The sequence below is a fragment of the Pseudomonas sp. Root569 genome, from assembly GCF_001427465.1.
GTDB lineage: Bacteria > Pseudomonadota > Gammaproteobacteria > Pseudomonadales > Pseudomonadaceae > Aquipseudomonas > Aquipseudomonas synxantha.
The window spans coordinates 92,203-106,573 of sequence record NZ_LMGQ01000025.1 but is presented as its reverse complement, the minus strand read 5'-3'; the positions used below and the strand labels follow the sequence as shown (position 1 = coordinate 106,573).

Below are 14,371 nucleotides of genomic sequence, written 5' to 3'. Positions count from 1 at the left end.
CCACATCTTCGATGTGACGCTGTCGCGCAGCAAACTAGGGAGCTTGCTCCCGTGGCGGCCTGATAGCCGAGGATGTTGGTTTTCGTCCTGGGTACATATCCGTTGTTTAGGTAACGGCCACCCGGCGTCCTGCCGGGTTACCCGCGGCTTCAAGCCTGCGTTCGGCCAGCGTGGTTTAACGGGGCGCCTGAGATCAAGATCAAGAGCGACTCGCTGCGCATCGCAGATACGCTGGCGGCGCTTTTGCTTTTCTGTAGGAGCGAGCTTGCTCGCGAAAAACCTGAGAACGCCGCGTTCTTTCTGGTTTCCCGCGTCATCGTTAACGACCTTCGCGGGCAAGCCCGCTCCCACAGTTGTACGCGCACGCTTCAACGATCAGGTCGGCTATAAGGCCGCCTCGCTGTGCTTTTGATCTTAGGCGCCCCGTTAAACCACGCTGGCCGCAAATCAATGTCGGATTACGGGCACACCGAGCCTGGGCGAGGTGCCGAGTGGTGGGGCAAGAGTGTTTTGCTTACTTCTGCGCTTTTCAAAAGTGAGCCGCTGTAAAAGCGGAACCATAAGTGGCCGTTACCTAAGCAACGGATATGTACTCGCCCTAACAACCCAACAACCCGGTCACATCGTCGACGTGGTGCCGTCGCGCAGAACCTGGGCCGCCTCCAAAATATCCGGCATTAAGACTAAATTTTAAATATTTAAAATCAGTAGCTTACTTGAAGCTTGATAAGAGCAGCCTCGCCTGGAAGAGAGCGACGACCGAATTTCGCAACACCTTCAGAGACATTACCCCACATCCCCCAATGCCTGCGTCGAGAACCGCACCCGCTTTGGCGGCCTAGTGGCCGCGTTGTCGGCATTACGCCTGCGCCAGGGTCAGGAGGCCCCTCACACCAGCAACGAGGTCGGAAACCCGGAAGCCAGCACCAGGTAAGCCACCACCGCCGCCAGGCATAAACCGACAAATACGCGCAGCAAAGTTCTGGCGGTGGGGTGAACAATGAATTTGATGGCCCATAGCAAAAAACCGCTGAGCAGTAGGCTTAGGGCGAAAATGACCAACACAATGGAGTACCTGCGACCTTCAAGAGCTGATTTATAGTCCCAAAGCCTGCGGATGAACAGTGCGCACATAGACGCAGCCCCGCTGCCTTTCTAAACTGCGGCTTGTCTTGGGGAAAGGGGCAGGCGCCGATGAATCGCAATGAATTACGCAAGGCCGATATCAACCTGATGGTGGTCTTCGAAGCGCTGATGCTCGAGCGCAATGTGACGCGGGTGGCCGAGAAGCTGTTTCTTGGCCAGCCGACTATCAGCTCGGCCCTCAATCGCTTGCGCACCCTGTTCAATGACCCGCTGTTTATTCGCGTCGGACATCGCATGGAGCCCACGGCCCGCGCCGAGGAAATTATCCAGCACCTGTCGCCGGCCCTGGATTCGCTGTCATCGGCCCTGAGCCTGACCCACGATTTTGACCCCTCCATCAGCACCATGACCTTTCGCATCGGCCTGTCCGATGACGTTGAGTTCGGCCTGCTGCCACCGTTGCTGCGGGCCTTGCGCCAGGAAGCGCCCCAGGTGGTGTTCGTGGTACAGCATGTGGATTACTGGCGTATTCCCGACCTGCTGGCTTCCGGCGATATCACCGTCGGCATCACCCAGACCCGCGGTCTGCCGGCGAATGCCAAGCGTAAGCTGTTGCGGCATATCCGCCCGTGCCTGCTGCGCGCCGATGCCTCGGACACGCCGCTGACCCTCGACGAATATTGCGCACGGCCCCATGTTCTGGTGTCCCACACTGCCAACGTGGCCGGGTTTGCCGATGAGTGGCTGGCGGAGGTGGGCCGCAAGCGCCATGTGGTGCTCTCGGTGCCGCAATACAGCTCGCTGCCGGCGTTGCTTGCCGGCACCGACATGATCGCCAGCCTGCCGGACTACACTGCTCAGGCCATGGCCGCCAGCGGGAACCTGTTCTGCGAGCCGTTTCCGTTCCAAACCCCGACCCTGGACTTGTCGATGGTCTGGCTCAGCCATGTCGACACTGACCCTGCGGAGCGCTGGATGCGCTCGCGGCTGGAGGCATTCATGAGCGACCGAGGGCCTGCTGGCGAAATGTAGGAGCGAGCTTGCTCGCGAAAAGCGTCAACGTTAACTCGGGATTCCTGAATGAGCGCGGCGCCTGCGAGTTTTCGCGAGCAAGCTCGCTCCTACAAAAGGCTCTGTTCCTCACACACCCTCACCACTTGCTCACGAAACCAGGTATTGGCCCTGTCCTGCCCACTGGTTTCATTCCATTGCATATCCAGGGTGAAACCCGGAAGGCCATTAGGGGCTTCGCACACACCGAACGCCGGCGCCGGTGCCAGCAATTTCTGCACGCGGCGGGGCAGGGTGAGGATGAAGTCGGTGCCGGCAATCATCTTTAACGCCGCGCTGTAGCTGTTGGCCCGCGCGATCACCTGGCGCTTGCGGGCCTGCCGTGCGAGCCAGCCGTCGATCATATTGGTGTCGGAGGTCCACGGCGTGGGGAATACGTGACGTCGCTCAACGTAGGATTGCAGGCTGAACGCCGGCTCCCGGGGCGCCGAGCGTTGGTCAAACACGCAGACCAGGTCGTCTTCAAGCAGCATCTGTGTCTTGAAGTCTTTATGAGCGCGGTGAAAGTGCGGACCGAAGCAGATCACCAGGTCGAGGCGACCTTCACGCAGGTCGTCGGCGGGGATATCGGTTTCCAGTTTTTGCACATTGACGATCACCGGCAGGTCGGCGCGGTCGAAGTGCTTGAGCAGGCGCGGCAGGATCAGTTGTTCGAAATATTCCGGGGCGCACACATTGAAGGTCACCGCCTGTTGGGTCGGATCGAAAGCCTGGCCACCGGCGTGACACAGGTTGATGCTTTCCAGGATCTTCTGCACATGCCCGTACATGGTGGTGGCCTTGTACGTAGGGCGCATGCCCGCCCGCGTGTTGATAAACAGCTCATCCTCAAAGCTGGTACGCAGCTTCTTCAGGCTATAGCTCACGGTGGACTGGCTGACGAACAGCGTCTCGGATACATCGGTAACGCTGCTCTGGTCGTAGACGGCGATGAACACCATCAGGTCCTGCATGTCGAGTTTTCTGAGCAAGTTACTGTTTAGCATCGGTTTCGTCCGTAAACCCTTTGTACCGAACTCAGTACAAGACTGGGCAAAATGTTAACGGAACGCTCGTACCAATAGAAAGCTCTGTAGGACCCTTCAATGTTATGTGTGGGACAAATAATGTTTGCAATACGACGTCAGCGGATATGTTGCGCGTAATGCTTCGGATCGAAGCGGATGACGATCAGCAGCATCGCCACCATCACCGCCGTCAATGACCACCAGGCCCATTCGAAACTGCCCAGTTGGTCGCGGATGATTCCGGCGATCAGCGGCGACAGGCCGGCGATCAGGTAGCCGATGCCCTGCACAAATGCGGTAAGGCTACCGGCGCGCCGTGGGTTGTCGAGGTGGTCAAGAGACAGGATCAGGCTCATCGGAAACAGGCCGCCTATACCCAGGCCGAGCAGGCATGGCCATAGCAGGCTCCAGTGTCCGGGGCTAAGGATAAGCCCGCAGAACCCCAGGATGATCAGCACCAGCAGCACCGCGACTATCGCGCGTTTATCCTGGCGGCTGTTGGCGATGGCCGGCGTGACCAGGCCCGAGATCACTTCCATGGCGGTCAAGAAGCCCAGCAGCAAACCGGCATTCTGTTCACTCCAGCCCTGTTCGACGTAATACGGCGCCAGCCACGCCAACACACAGGTGTAGGACGCCGTGCCGAGGCCGAAAAAAATCGCCAGCAGCCAGGCGCGGCGGTTGCCGAAAAAGGAGGCCTGCGCGCTTGAACCGGCTTGGGGTAAAGGCGGCAAGACTGCGCGCTGGGCATACCAGAACACCAGAGCCAGCAACGCCAGTGCTGCCCAGATCGCCAAGCCTATGCGCCAACTGCCGGTCTGCACTTGTACAAACGGTGAGAACGAGGCGGCCAGCGCGGCGCCACCCATGATCGCGGTGACATACAGGCCCATGAATAACGAGACATTAGCGCTGAACCGCGACTTGATCAGCGACGGCATCAGCGCCTGGATCAGCGCAATGCCGACACCCGCTGCGATGGCGCTGACGATCAGCTCCAATGCCGACTCCAGGAACAACCGCGACAAGGTTGCCAGCCCAATCACCAGCAACGACAGCACAATGCTGCGATGCTCGCCCAGGCGCTTGGCCAGGCCCATGCCAAAGAACATTGCCAGGCCCATGGCCATGACCGGCAACATGGTCAGTAAGGCTGCGCTGCTGAAACTCAACGGCACATCCAAGCGGATCGACGACAATAACGGCCCCACGGCTGCCATTGACGGGCGCAGGTTAAGGGCGACCAGCACCACACTGATCATCAGCCAAACAGCGGTGGTGGGTTTTGCCTGAACGTTTTCCATGGGCCTGCCTTGAGTGAACAAGGGCGAATCAGGCCATGGATGGGAGGAGCGGGGCAAATCAGAAAGTCGCAGGGGCTATTGAAAAAATGCAGGCCCCTGACGTTGCGCACTTCAAATGGGAGGCGGATCTCCAGAGTTAGATAGAGCGGATTAAGGCTTGGTCAACGCCCACCGCTCTTGGTCGACTTCAATCAGCGTCGGCCCTGGGCGAGCAGCAGCGGCCTGCAATGCTGCACGCAGCGGTTCGACGCCATCGATGCTTTCTGCCGCGCACCCCGTTGCCTTGGCGATGCCGATGAAATCCGGTGTGTAGATGTCCACGCCCACCGGCTCGATGGCGCGGTTGAGCATGTACTTCTTGATCTCTTCATAACCCTGGTTATTCCACAACAGCACGATCACCGGGATGCGGGCTTCCACGGCGCTGGCCAGTTCCGGCAGGGTGAATTGCAGACCGCCATCGCCGATCAGGCACACCACCGGTTGCCCGTTGCCGCGCCCCAACCAGGCGCCGATAGCAGCGGGCAGGGCATAGCCGAGGGTGCCGTAGCCGGTGGAGGAGTTGAACCAGCGGCGTGGGTGCTCGAGGTTCAGGGTGAGGTTGCCGCTGTACACCGGTTGGGTGGAGTCGCCTACCAGCACGGCGTCGGGCAGCTTTTCCAGGACGGTATGGAGCAGCAGTGTTTGTGCGCGGGTGGCGGCATCCCAGGTGGGTGCCAGTTCGGTCCACAAACGGGCGACGCGTGCCGCGCCCCACCCGGTATTGCGTGGCGCCAGTGGCTGGCGGTTGAGTTCAGTGAGCAAGGCCTCGGCGGCGATTGTCGCGTCGGCCACCAGCGCCATCTGGGGTGGGTAGTTGCGTACGGTCTGGTCCGGGTCGATATCGACCCGCAGCAGCGCGCCGGGAATCTCGAAACCGCCGGCGAAGGTCACGTCGTAGTCGGTTTCCGCCAGTTCCGTACCGATGGCCAGCACCACATCGGCCTCGGCGACCATGGCGCGGGTGGCCGCCAGGCTTTGGGTCGAGCCGAGCAACAAAGGATGTGCGGCAGGCAGCAGGCCTTTGGCATTGATGGTCAGGGCCATGGGGGCGCCGAGGGTTTCGGCCAGGCGGGTCAGCTCTGGCGCTGCATCGATAGCACCGCCACCGGCCAGGATCAGTGGGCGCTTGGCGGCGGCGAGCAAGCGGCTCATCTGCCTGACCGCCGCCGGTGCCGCGCCGGCGCGGGCTACGCTGACCGGTGCACTGCCCATCAGGGCGTCGGCGTTCTCCACCAACACATCCAGCGGGATCTCGATATGCACCGGGCGCGGTCGACCGGCCTGGAACAGCGCAAACGCCCGCGCCAACACGCCGGGCAGTTCTGCCGCCGACATCAGGGTATGGGAGAATGCCGCCACGCCTGCCACCAGCGCGCTCTGGCTGGGCAGCTCATGCAACTTGCCGCGCCCGCCCCCCAATTGGCTGCGCGCCTGCACACTGGAAATCACCAGCATCGGGATCGAGTCGGCATAGGCCTGCCCCATGGCCGTGGTGATATTGGTCATGCCGGGGCCCGTGATGATAAAGCACACGCCGGGCTTGCCGCTGGTACGTGCATAGCCGTCAGCCATAAAGCCGGCACCCTGCTCATGGCGCGGGGTGACGTGACGGATACTGGAACGCGCCAGGCCACGGTACAGCTCCACGGTATGTACTCCGGGGATGCCGAACACCTGGTCCACGCCATAGCTTTCCAGGAGGTTGACCAATACTTCGCCGCAGGTCGCCATAGAGGTCGCTCTTGTGATGGATTCAAGGCGCTATTGGAGCGGCTTGCCGGTAGCGGCAACAACCGATAAAAAGTCATACTCGCCATGTCCTCACGTCATGGCTGAGCCGCGATGAAACGTCTTCCGCCCTTGCCCGCGTTGCACACTTTCTGGGTCACGGCCCAATGCTGCAACTTCACCCGTGCCGCCGAGCAGCTGCACATTACCCAGGGGGCGGTGAGCCGGCAGATCGCGGGGTTGGAACGCCAGTTGGGCTATGCTTTGTTCCTGCGCCAGGCGCGGGGTTTGCGCTTGACCGAGGAAGGCCGCGAGTGGGCGTTGCGGGTGCAACAGGTGTTCGGCTTGATCGGTGAGGGCGTGGAGCAGATCGGCAGCCGCCGCGAGGTGTTGCAACTCAAGGCGTCCACCTGCGTCATACGCTGGCTGCTGCCGCGCGTGTTGCAATGGCAGAAGGAGCGCCCGGAGGTGCCGGTTGAACTCACCACTACCGTGGCCTATACCGTGGACTTTCGCCGCGAGCGATTCGACGCGGCGGTGATCTACGCACCCATCGCCGAGCAGGCCGCCGAGGCACGGCATTTGTTCGACGAACAACTGACCCCGGTGTGCGCGCCAGCGTTGCTGGCAGGCTTGCACACGCCGGCTGATTTGCAGCAACAAGTGCTGTTGCATCCCACGAGGGACGAGCGGGATTGGACACTGTGGTTGAAGGCGGCGGGTACGCACTTGAGTCACCTGAAACAGGGGCCTCATTTCGAAACACTGGACTTGGCGATGACGGTGGCGTCACAGGGAAATGGCGTGGCGATCGGTGATGGTGCGTTGATTGGCGAGGACTTGAAGGCCGGGCGCCTGGCAATGCCGTTTGAATTGCGGGTGCCGACGGGCATGGGCTATTACCTGGTGTATCCGCCGGGGAAAGTGCCTTCTGCTGGCTTGTTGGCCCTGATGGACTGGCTAGTGAGCCAGGCACAGCAGTCACAGCACTGAAGATTCAAATGTGGGAGGGGGCTTGCCCCCGATGGGCATGGGTATCTACACAACTCTGACATGCGACCGTCAGTAACCACGATGCGAAGCGAGCCGCTCTTGATCTTGCTCTGCTTTTGATCTCAGGCCCCCCAAATCCCTGTCGGATTACGGGCACACCGAGCCTAAGCGAGGTGCCGAGTGGTGGGGCAAGAGCATTTGGTTACTTTTGCGCTTTTCAAAAGTGACTCGCCGTAAGGGCGGAACCAATAGCGGTCGTCACCTAAACAATGGATATGTACTCGATCCAACCGAACATCCTGGTCGGCTGTGAGGCCGCCATCGGGAGCAAGCCCCCTCCCACATGGGCCGGCGGCGTACCAGAAGTTGTGTAGATACCCATGCCCCGATAGCGGTGTGTCAGTCACAAATAATCTGCCTGATCCACTGCTATCGGGCGCAAGCCCCCTCCCACATTTTTTACCGCGTGGTGTCAGTAGCCAACGGTGAAGCGCTGACGCGAGTGTCTAGGTGTTCCAACCTCATCAATCATGGCGATGGCGTAGTCGGCAAAGCTGATCGAGCTGTTACCGTCACTGCTCTCCAGCAGATCATCCTGGCCCAGACGGAACTTACCGGTGCGCTCGGTTCCATCGAACAGGGCAGAGGGCGACAGGAATGTCCAATCCAGCTCTTTTTCCTGACGCAACGTTTCCAGGAATTCAGCCCCGGCACTGGCTTCGGCCTTGTATTCTGCCGGGAAGTCCGGGCTGTCGATCACTCGGCTGCCGTCCGGTAGCAGCAACGAACCCGCACCACCCACCACCAGCAAGCGTTTGACCCCAGCCTTTTTCACCGGGCCGATCACGGCGCTGGCGGGCAAGGTGGCAAAGTGTGCGGCGCTGATCACCACGTCGCTGCCGCTGATGGCGTGTTGCAGGGCGTCGGCGTCCAGGGCGTCGACCTGCTTGACCGTGACGCCTGGGCGTACGGCAAGCTTGTCGGTGTTGCGGGCGATGGCCGTGACGGTATGCCCACGGCGCAGCGCTTCTTCCAGCAGTTGGCTACCGGCACGGCCGGTGGCTCCAATGATTGCGATCTTGCTCATGACGTTCTCCAACAGGGTTAAGGGTTTAAACCAATCACCACTTCATTTCGCCTTTGGCGACTTTGGCGCTCAGTTCCAGCGAGCTTTCGTCAGCGAGGGTGGGGTAACGCTTTTTCATCGCCGCGATCAGGGCGGCGGAATCCTTGGCCTTGGCGGTCTCGATGTCGAAGGCCTTGATGTAGTCAGCGGTGAATTTCACCGAGGCCAATGATGGCGTGCCCAGGTAATGGCCCGGAATCACCGTCTGCGGCTTCAGGTCTTCAATACGCTTGAGGGTTGCCAACCAGTCTTTATGGGATTGCGCGCCCTGGGTATCGGCCATCCACAGGTGGATGTTTTCTGCGACCACCACACCACCGACCACGGCCTTGATCGACGGAATCCACACAAAGCTGCGATCCGGCTGCGGGCCGTCGAGGCCGATCACCTCAAGCTGTTGCCCTTCAAGGGTCAGGCTGTGGCCTTGCAGTGCCTGCGGCACGATGGTCTTGGCAGGTTTGTCGGCGCCCATTTTCGGGCCCCAGAATTCCAGCTTGCCGGCGACGGTGGCGTTGATATGGTCGACCACCGGTTGCGGCGCAAGCACCTTGGCGTCGGGGAATGCTCTGGTGAGCGTGTCGAGGCCGAAGTAGTAGTCCGGGTCGCCATGGCTGATGTAGATGGTGGTCAAGTGCTTGCCGCTGGCGCGGATCTTTTGCACCAGTTGCTCGGCTTGGCCCTTGCCGAATTGCGCATCCACCAGGATCGCGTCTTTGGCGCCGCTGACCAGCACCGAGCTGACCGGGAAGATCGCGGCTTCGCCGGGGTTGTAGACGTCGAGTTTCAGCTCTGCGGCGGCGGCGTGAGCGGCGAAGGCCAGGGCGGCAGTGGCCAGGGTCAAGCGTTTGAAGGTCGAGAACATCGGGTAGCTCCTGCCATGGGTAAGGGATGCACAGAGCTTAGTTGCATAAAACACCCCAAAAAATGCGATGCTGGAACATAGTTTGTTTCTGAAATCGGGCAAATCATGGATCGTCTTCAAGCAATGCGCGTGTTTGTCACCGTGGTGGACCTGGGCAGCCAGTCTGCCGCCGCCGACCATCTGGACCTGTCGCGCCCGGTGGTGTCGCGCTACCTGGCCGAGCTGGAAGATTGGGTCGGCGCGCGGCTGCTGCACCGCACCACACGCAAGCTCAGCCTCACCGCAGCCGGCAGTGAAACCCTGCCACGCTGTCGGCAATTGCTGGAACTGTGTGGTGATATGCAGGCCGCCGTCAGCGAGCCCGATGACGCGCCCCGAGGCTTGCTGCGCCTGAGTGTGAGCACCTCGTTCGGCCAGGCGCAGTTGGGCGCGGCCATTGCCGAGTACGTCAAACGCTACCCGTTGGTGACGGTTGATCTGCAGATGCTTGACCGCACGGTGAACCTGGTGGATGAGCGCATCGACCTGGCGATTCGCACCAGTAATGACCTGGACCCGAACCTGATCGCCCGACGCTTGACCGTCTGCCGCTCGGTGGTCTGCGCCACACCGGCCTATCTGCGCGAGCATCCAGCCCCGCAGAAAGTCGAAGACCTGGCCCGGCACAATTGCCTGACCCACTCTTATTTCGGCAAGAGCCTGTGGCATTTCGAAGAACAGGGCGAACACGTGTCGGTGCCGGTGCACGGCAATATCACGGCCAACGAGGCCAGCACGTTATTGCGTATCACCCTGGCCGGGGCAGGGGTGGCGATGCTCCCCAGCTACCAGGCCGGTGACTTGATCCGCAGTGGTGAACTGGTGCGCTTGCTGCCAGAAGCCGAGCCGCGGCAGATGAACATCTACGCGGTGTATGCCTCGCGCAAGCACATGCCTTCGGCGCTGCGCAGCCTGCTGGATTTCCTGGTGCTGCGGTTTCCCGAGGAGCCCGCATGGGACACCGGGCTCTGAGACGCTATAAGCGCGCTGAATGGCAACCAATCATGGCAACTTGCCCTAGCTGACCTATGCTTTAAACAGCGCCCTGTAGATCGGGTCCGGAGGTCAGTGCCATGAGTATTAAAACCCGCAAATACCTGACGATTTTCTCCCTCTGCGCATTGGCGACGGCGCTGTATGGCACTGCCGCCTATCGCGTCGAGCAAACGCGCATGCAACCGGCGGCTTTCGCCATCAGCTGCCATCAAGGTCAATGCGTGCCGCGCACCGGCAGTTTCAGCGCACTCAGGTAGGCTGCCCGGCCTTCAACTGCTCGCGAAAGGCCTTGGGTGAAAACCCGACTCGGCGGCGAAACAGCCGCGAGAAGTTAGTCGGGTCGGAAAAACCCAGCACCTCGGACATCTCATTGATGGTCATGCTGGTGTAGGTCAACAAACGCTTGGCTTCCAGCAACTGGCGGTCATGCATGATCTGCAACGCCGGTTGCCCACCCAACTCCCGACACGTCCCATTCAGGTGTGAGACCGAGATGCCCAGCTTGTGGGCCAAGTCTTCAATCTTGGGGTGCTCGCGGTAATGCTGCTCGACCAGTTGGGTGAAGCGGCGAAAATACTCACGACCCCGCGGCGCCCGGGGATGGCGGCGCTGGATCGCCTGGCGGCTGACCCACACCAGCAGCACGCTCACCAAGGCATGCAGCATCATGTCCCGGGCCGGCTGATCATCGGCGTATTCGTCCTGCAAACGGGCAAACAGGTTATTCAAATAGTCGCTGTCCTTGCCCGCCGGGTAACTGCCAAGGGTTTGCAAACCATCGATGGTGTCGCCCAGCTGCGCCTGCAAGTGGCTGACCAGCGGCGCCGAGAGGGTCACGACATAACCTTGTACATCTTCGGAAAAACGAAAGCCATGCACACAGAGCGGCGGCAGCACTTGCAGGCTCGACTCGTTGAGGGTGGTGCGCTGGCCTTCGATTTCCAGTTGTGCCTGGCCTTTGTGCACATACAGCAACTGGCACAGGTCCGCGTGCCGGTGGGGCTGGATTTCCCACTGGTATTCCCGACTGCGCCGGGAAATGGTTTCGCAGTGCAACAAATCGGGCGTCGGCCACTGCTGGCTTTCCCCGTAAAGCTTGAAGACCGGAATCGCGGTTTTGGTCATGGTTTCAATCCGATACTCAGGATAGTGGTTCGGTAATCGCCCCGATTGGCGAAAAGTGCAGGCTTTGCGGCAGTTTTCACCTTCTTATGCTGCTCACTCAAGTGAAAAATGTCAGCCACAAGTCCACTGACAACTCTTTTACTCGATCCGTTCGAATGAAGGATGAAGGCGATAAAAATAATGAAAACCTTGAAAACCCAAGTCGCCATTATCGGTGCCGGTCCGTCTGGATTGCTGCTCGGCCAACTGCTGCATAACGCTGGCATTCAAACCCTTGTCCTAGAGCGCCAGAGCGCCGAGTACGTCCAAGGTCGCATCCGTGCCGGCGTGTTGGAGCAAGGCATGGTCGACCTGCTGCGCGAGGCAGGCGTCAGCCAACGCATGGACACGCAAGGGCTGGTACATGACGGCTTTGACATAGCGCTCAATGGTCGACTCATCCCTATCGACCTCAAGACCCTGACCGGCGGCCAGTCGGTGATGATCTACGGCCAGACCGAAGTCACCCGCGACCTGATGGCTGCTCGTGCAGTCGCCGGCGCCACCACGCTGTACGAAGCGTCCAATGTGCAGCCCCATGACCTCAAGGGTGAGCAGCCCTGGCTGACGTTCGAGCATGAAGGCCAAGCCTGGCGCCTGGAGTGTGACTACATCGCCGGTTGCGATGGCTTCCATGGCGTCGCCCGCCAGTCGATTCCGGCCGAGGCATTGAAAGTGTTCGAACGGGTCTACCCCTTCGGTTGGCTGGGCGTGCTCGCCGACACGCCGCCGGTACACGCCGAGCTGGTGTACGCCAAACACGCAAGGGGGTTTGCCTTGTGCAGCATGCGCTCACCGACACGTAGCCGTTATTACCTGCAAGTGCCGCAGGACGAGGTCGTGGAGCAATGGTCGGATGCACGTTTCTGGGAGGAGCTCAAGGCACGGCTGCCCAGCGCATTGGCAGAGCAGTTGGTCACCGGCCCGTCGCTTGAAAAGAGCATCGCGCCGCTGCGCAGCTTCGTGGTGGAGCCCATGCAATACGGGCGCCTGTTCCTGCTCGGCGACGCCGCGCATATCGTCCCGCCCACCGGCGCCAAGGGCCTGAACCTGGCGGCCAGCGATGTGAGCACCTTGTTCAGGATCCTGCTCAAGGTGTATCGCGAAGGGCGCCTGGACTTGTTGGAAAAATACTCGGCGATCTGCCTGCGTCGAGTGTGGAAAGCCGAACGGTTTTCCTGGTGGATGACCTCGATGCTGCATCAGTTTCCCCAGGCTGACGCTTTCAGCCAGCGTATTGCCGAGAGCGAACTGGACTATTTCATTCACTCCGACGCCGGGCGCAAAACCATCGCAGAAAATTACGTCGGGCTTGCTTACGAGCCTATCGAATAGCCTGCTATCGTATCGAGCATTCCCGCGGGCGACCTTTTCCTGCGGGCCTTGCTCGAAGGTTCTGCCGTGACTCACCTCAATCAGCCCGCTCCAACCGTTCCCGCCGTGCGCAGTATCCTTGCTGCGCTGATGATGGCGATCTTCCTTGGTGCCCTGGACCAAACCATTGTCGCGGTGTCCATGCCGGCCATTTCCGCGCAGTTCCACGACGTCAACCTGCTGGCCTGGGTGATCTCCGGCTATATGGTGGCGATGACCGTGGCGGTGCCGATCTACGGCAAGCTCGGCGACCTGTATGGGCGCCGGCCGATGATGCTGGTCGGCATGGGCGTGTTCACCCTGGCGTCGCTGTTCTGCGCCGTGGCCCAGAGCATGGAACAATTGGTGCTGGCGCGGATTCTCCAGGGCATCGGTGCCGGCGGGATGATCTCGGTCAGCCAGGCAATCATCGGCGACATCATTCCCCCGCGTGAACGCGGCCGTTACCAGGGCTACTTCAGCAGCATGTACGCGGTAGCCAGTGTGGCCGGGCCGGTGCTGGGCGGTTATATGACCGAGTACCTGTCGTGGCGCTGGGTGTTTTTGATCAACCTGCCGCTGGGTGCAGGCGCGTGGTACGTGGCCCATCGCACCCTGGTGGGGCTGCCGGTGCCGCAGCGCAAGCCGATCATTGATTATCTCGGCACGGTGCTGATGATCATCGGCCTCACCGCCTTGTTGCTGGGTATCACTGAAATCGGCCAGGGCCATCATTGGCGTGACGCTCAAGTGCTGGGGTTGCTGGCCTGCGCGCTGCTGGCGTTGAGCGTATTTGTGTGGCACGAACGCCGCGCCCTTGAGCCATTGCTGCCGATGCACCTGTTCACCAACCGCAGCGCGGTGTTGTGCTGGTGCACGATTTTTATCACCAGCTTCCAGGCGATTTCCCTGAGCGTGCTGACGCCCCTGCGTTACCAGACCGTGACCGGTTCCGGTGCCGACAGCGCGGCCCTGCACCTGCTGCCACTGGCGATGGGTTTGCCGATGGGGGCGTATTTCGCCGGGCGCATGACCTCGGTGACCGGCCGCTATAAACCCATGATCCTCAGTGGCGCATTGTTGAGCCCCTTGGCCATCCTTGGCATGGCCTACAGCGCGCCGCAGGCGGTAGTGGTCACCGCTGTATTCATGTTGCTGTGCGGGATCGCCGCGGGCATGCAGTTCCCCACCTCATTGGTAGGCACGCAGAATTCGGTGGAACAACGGGACATCGGCGTCGCCACCAGCACTACCAACCTGTTCCGCTCCCTGGGCGGGGCCGTCGGGGTGGCGTGCATGTCGGCGCTGTTGCTGGCTCTGTTGCACGATTCCAGTTTTGCCCACTTGGCCAGCGGCGCGCTGGTGGCCGAAGGCAGCTCCGGCAACGTCTTGCTCGACGGCCTCAACGCCGCCCCGGGCGCGGCGCAGGATGCGTTGCGTGGGGAGTTGGCGGTGACGTTCCGGCATTTGCTGATGGTGAGTGCGGCGGTGTCGTTGCTCGGGTTGGCGGCGGCGATAGCGATGCCGAACCGGGTGCTGCGCGGTCGCGAAGACAAAGCCCGCTAGGTCCAAATGAATGTAGAAGATCAAAATGTGGGGG

Annotated in this window: 13 protein-coding genes; 6 read left to right on the top strand and 7 right to left on the bottom strand. The window is 61.0% G+C overall.

Going from position 1 to position 14,371, the window contains the following annotated elements:
* Positions 1–888: 888 nt before the first annotated feature.
* A complete protein-coding gene (locus ASD70_RS29150; RefSeq protein ID WP_173664475.1) occupies positions 889–1,065 on the bottom strand; it encodes a hypothetical protein in 177 nt (58 codons plus the stop codon).
* Positions 1,066–1,194: 129 nt separating this feature from the next.
* Between ASD70_RS29150 and ASD70_RS20825 the strand changes: the two genes are divergently transcribed.
* Entirely contained in the window at positions 1,195–2,118 is a 924-nt protein-coding gene (locus ASD70_RS20825) for a LysR substrate-binding domain-containing protein (RefSeq protein WP_046071442.1), read from the top strand.
* 89 nt (positions 2,119–2,207) lie between these two features.
* On the opposite strand, the gene ASD70_RS20820 is transcribed toward ASD70_RS20825, so the two are convergent.
* From ASD70_RS20820 to ASD70_RS20810, 3 genes are all read right to left on the bottom strand, one after another.
* Entirely contained in the window at positions 2,208–3,143 is a 936-nt protein-coding gene (locus tag ASD70_RS20820; protein WP_046071443.1) for a LysR family transcriptional regulator, read from the bottom strand.
* A 137-nt stretch (positions 3,144–3,280) separates the two neighbouring features.
* On the bottom strand, positions 3,281–4,468 hold the full coding sequence (locus ASD70_RS20815; protein ID WP_056847338.1) for a cyanate transporter: 1,188 nt from the start codon (positions 4,466–4,468) through the stop codon (positions 3,281–3,283).
* A gap of 150 nt (positions 4,469–4,618) precedes the next feature.
* Positions 4,619–6,241 (bottom strand): 5-guanidino-2-oxopentanoate decarboxylase, encoded by a 1,623-nt coding sequence (locus ASD70_RS20810; RefSeq protein WP_056847337.1) that lies wholly within the window; start codon positions 6,239–6,241, stop codon positions 4,619–4,621.
* A 111-nt stretch (positions 6,242–6,352) separates the two neighbouring features.
* Here ASD70_RS20810 and ASD70_RS20805 point away from each other — a divergent pair, with 111 nt between their 5' ends.
* On the top strand, positions 6,353–7,231 hold the full coding sequence (locus tag ASD70_RS20805) for a LysR substrate-binding domain-containing protein (RefSeq protein ID WP_056847336.1): 879 nt from the start codon (positions 6,353–6,355) through the stop codon (positions 7,229–7,231).
* Between the two features lie 472 nt (positions 7,232–7,703).
* On the opposite strand, the gene ASD70_RS20800 is transcribed toward ASD70_RS20805, so the two are convergent.
* Both ASD70_RS20800 and ASD70_RS20795 read right to left on the bottom strand, forming a co-directional pair.
* Complete coding sequence (locus tag ASD70_RS20800) at positions 7,704–8,318, bottom strand: NAD(P)-dependent oxidoreductase (protein WP_056847335.1); 615 nt, start codon at positions 8,316–8,318, stop codon at positions 7,704–7,706.
* A 34-nt stretch (positions 8,319–8,352) separates the two neighbouring features.
* Positions 8,353–9,219: an MBL fold metallo-hydrolase gene (locus ASD70_RS20795; protein WP_056847334.1), complete on the bottom strand. Its 867-nt coding sequence runs from the start codon at positions 9,217–9,219 to the stop codon at positions 8,353–8,355.
* Between the two features lie 105 nt (positions 9,220–9,324).
* On the opposite strand from ASD70_RS20795, the gene ASD70_RS20790 reads away from it, so the two are divergent.
* Positions 9,325–10,230: a LysR family transcriptional regulator gene (locus ASD70_RS20790; RefSeq protein WP_056847333.1), complete on the top strand. Its 906-nt coding sequence runs from the start codon at positions 9,325–9,327 to the stop codon at positions 10,228–10,230.
* Between the two features lie 101 nt (positions 10,231–10,331).
* A complete protein-coding gene (locus tag ASD70_RS20785) occupies positions 10,332–10,511 on the top strand; it encodes a hypothetical protein (protein WP_046071450.1) in 180 nt (59 codons plus the stop codon).
* Here ASD70_RS20785 and ASD70_RS20780 read toward each other — a convergent pair.
* Entirely contained in the window at positions 10,504–11,379 is an 876-nt protein-coding gene (locus ASD70_RS20780; RefSeq protein WP_046071451.1) for a helix-turn-helix domain-containing protein, read from the bottom strand. The two genes, ASD70_RS20785 and ASD70_RS20780, sit on opposite strands and share 8 nt — an antisense overlap.
* A 189-nt stretch (positions 11,380–11,568) precedes the next feature.
* On the opposite strand from ASD70_RS20780, the gene pobA reads away from it, so the two are divergent.
* Together pobA and ASD70_RS20770 are read left to right on the top strand one after the other, a co-directional pair.
* Positions 11,569–12,753 carry a 4-hydroxybenzoate 3-monooxygenase gene (gene pobA, locus ASD70_RS20775; protein WP_177342328.1) on the top strand — a complete coding sequence of 395 codons (1,185 nt, stop codon included), beginning with the start codon at positions 11,569–11,571 and terminating at the stop codon, positions 12,751–12,753.
* Positions 12,754–12,819: 66 nt separating this feature from the next.
* Positions 12,820–14,337: an MDR family MFS transporter gene (locus ASD70_RS20770; RefSeq protein ID WP_046072678.1), complete on the top strand. Its 1,518-nt coding sequence runs from the start codon at positions 12,820–12,822 to the stop codon at positions 14,335–14,337.
* Positions 14,338–14,371 lie beyond the last annotated feature (34 nt).

Excerpts from the sequence above, each read along its gene's own strand:
- ASD70_RS20825 (WP_046071442.1), top strand. The coding sequence starts at position 1,195 with ATGAATCGCAATGAATTACGCAAGGCCGATATCAACCTGATGGTGGTC.
- ASD70_RS20805 (WP_056847336.1), top strand. The coding sequence starts at position 6,353 with ATGAAACGTCTTCCGCCCTTGCCCGCGTTGCACACTTTCTGGGTCACG.
- ASD70_RS20780 (WP_046071451.1), bottom strand. The coding sequence starts at position 11,379 with ATGACCAAAACCGCGATTCCGGTCTTCAAGCTTTACGGGGAAAGCCAG.
- ASD70_RS20795 (WP_056847334.1), bottom strand. The coding sequence starts at position 9,219 with ATGTTCTCGACCTTCAAACGCTTGACCCTGGCCACTGCCGCCCTGGCC.
- ASD70_RS20815 (WP_056847338.1), bottom strand. The coding sequence starts at position 4,468 with ATGGAAAACGTTCAGGCAAAACCCACCACCGCTGTTTGGCTGATGATC.
- ASD70_RS20810 (WP_056847337.1), bottom strand. The coding sequence starts at position 6,241 with ATGGCGACCTGCGGCGAAGTATTGGTCAACCTCCTGGAAAGCTATGGC.
- ASD70_RS20790 (WP_056847333.1), top strand. The coding sequence starts at position 9,325 with ATGGATCGTCTTCAAGCAATGCGCGTGTTTGTCACCGTGGTGGACCTG.
- ASD70_RS20820 (WP_046071443.1), bottom strand. The coding sequence starts at position 3,143 with ATGCTAAACAGTAACTTGCTCAGAAAACTCGACATGCAGGACCTGATG.
- ASD70_RS20800 (WP_056847335.1), bottom strand. The coding sequence starts at position 8,318 with ATGAGCAAGATCGCAATCATTGGAGCCACCGGCCGTGCCGGTAGCCAA.
- ASD70_RS20785 (WP_046071450.1), top strand. The coding sequence starts at position 10,332 with ATGAGTATTAAAACCCGCAAATACCTGACGATTTTCTCCCTCTGCGCA.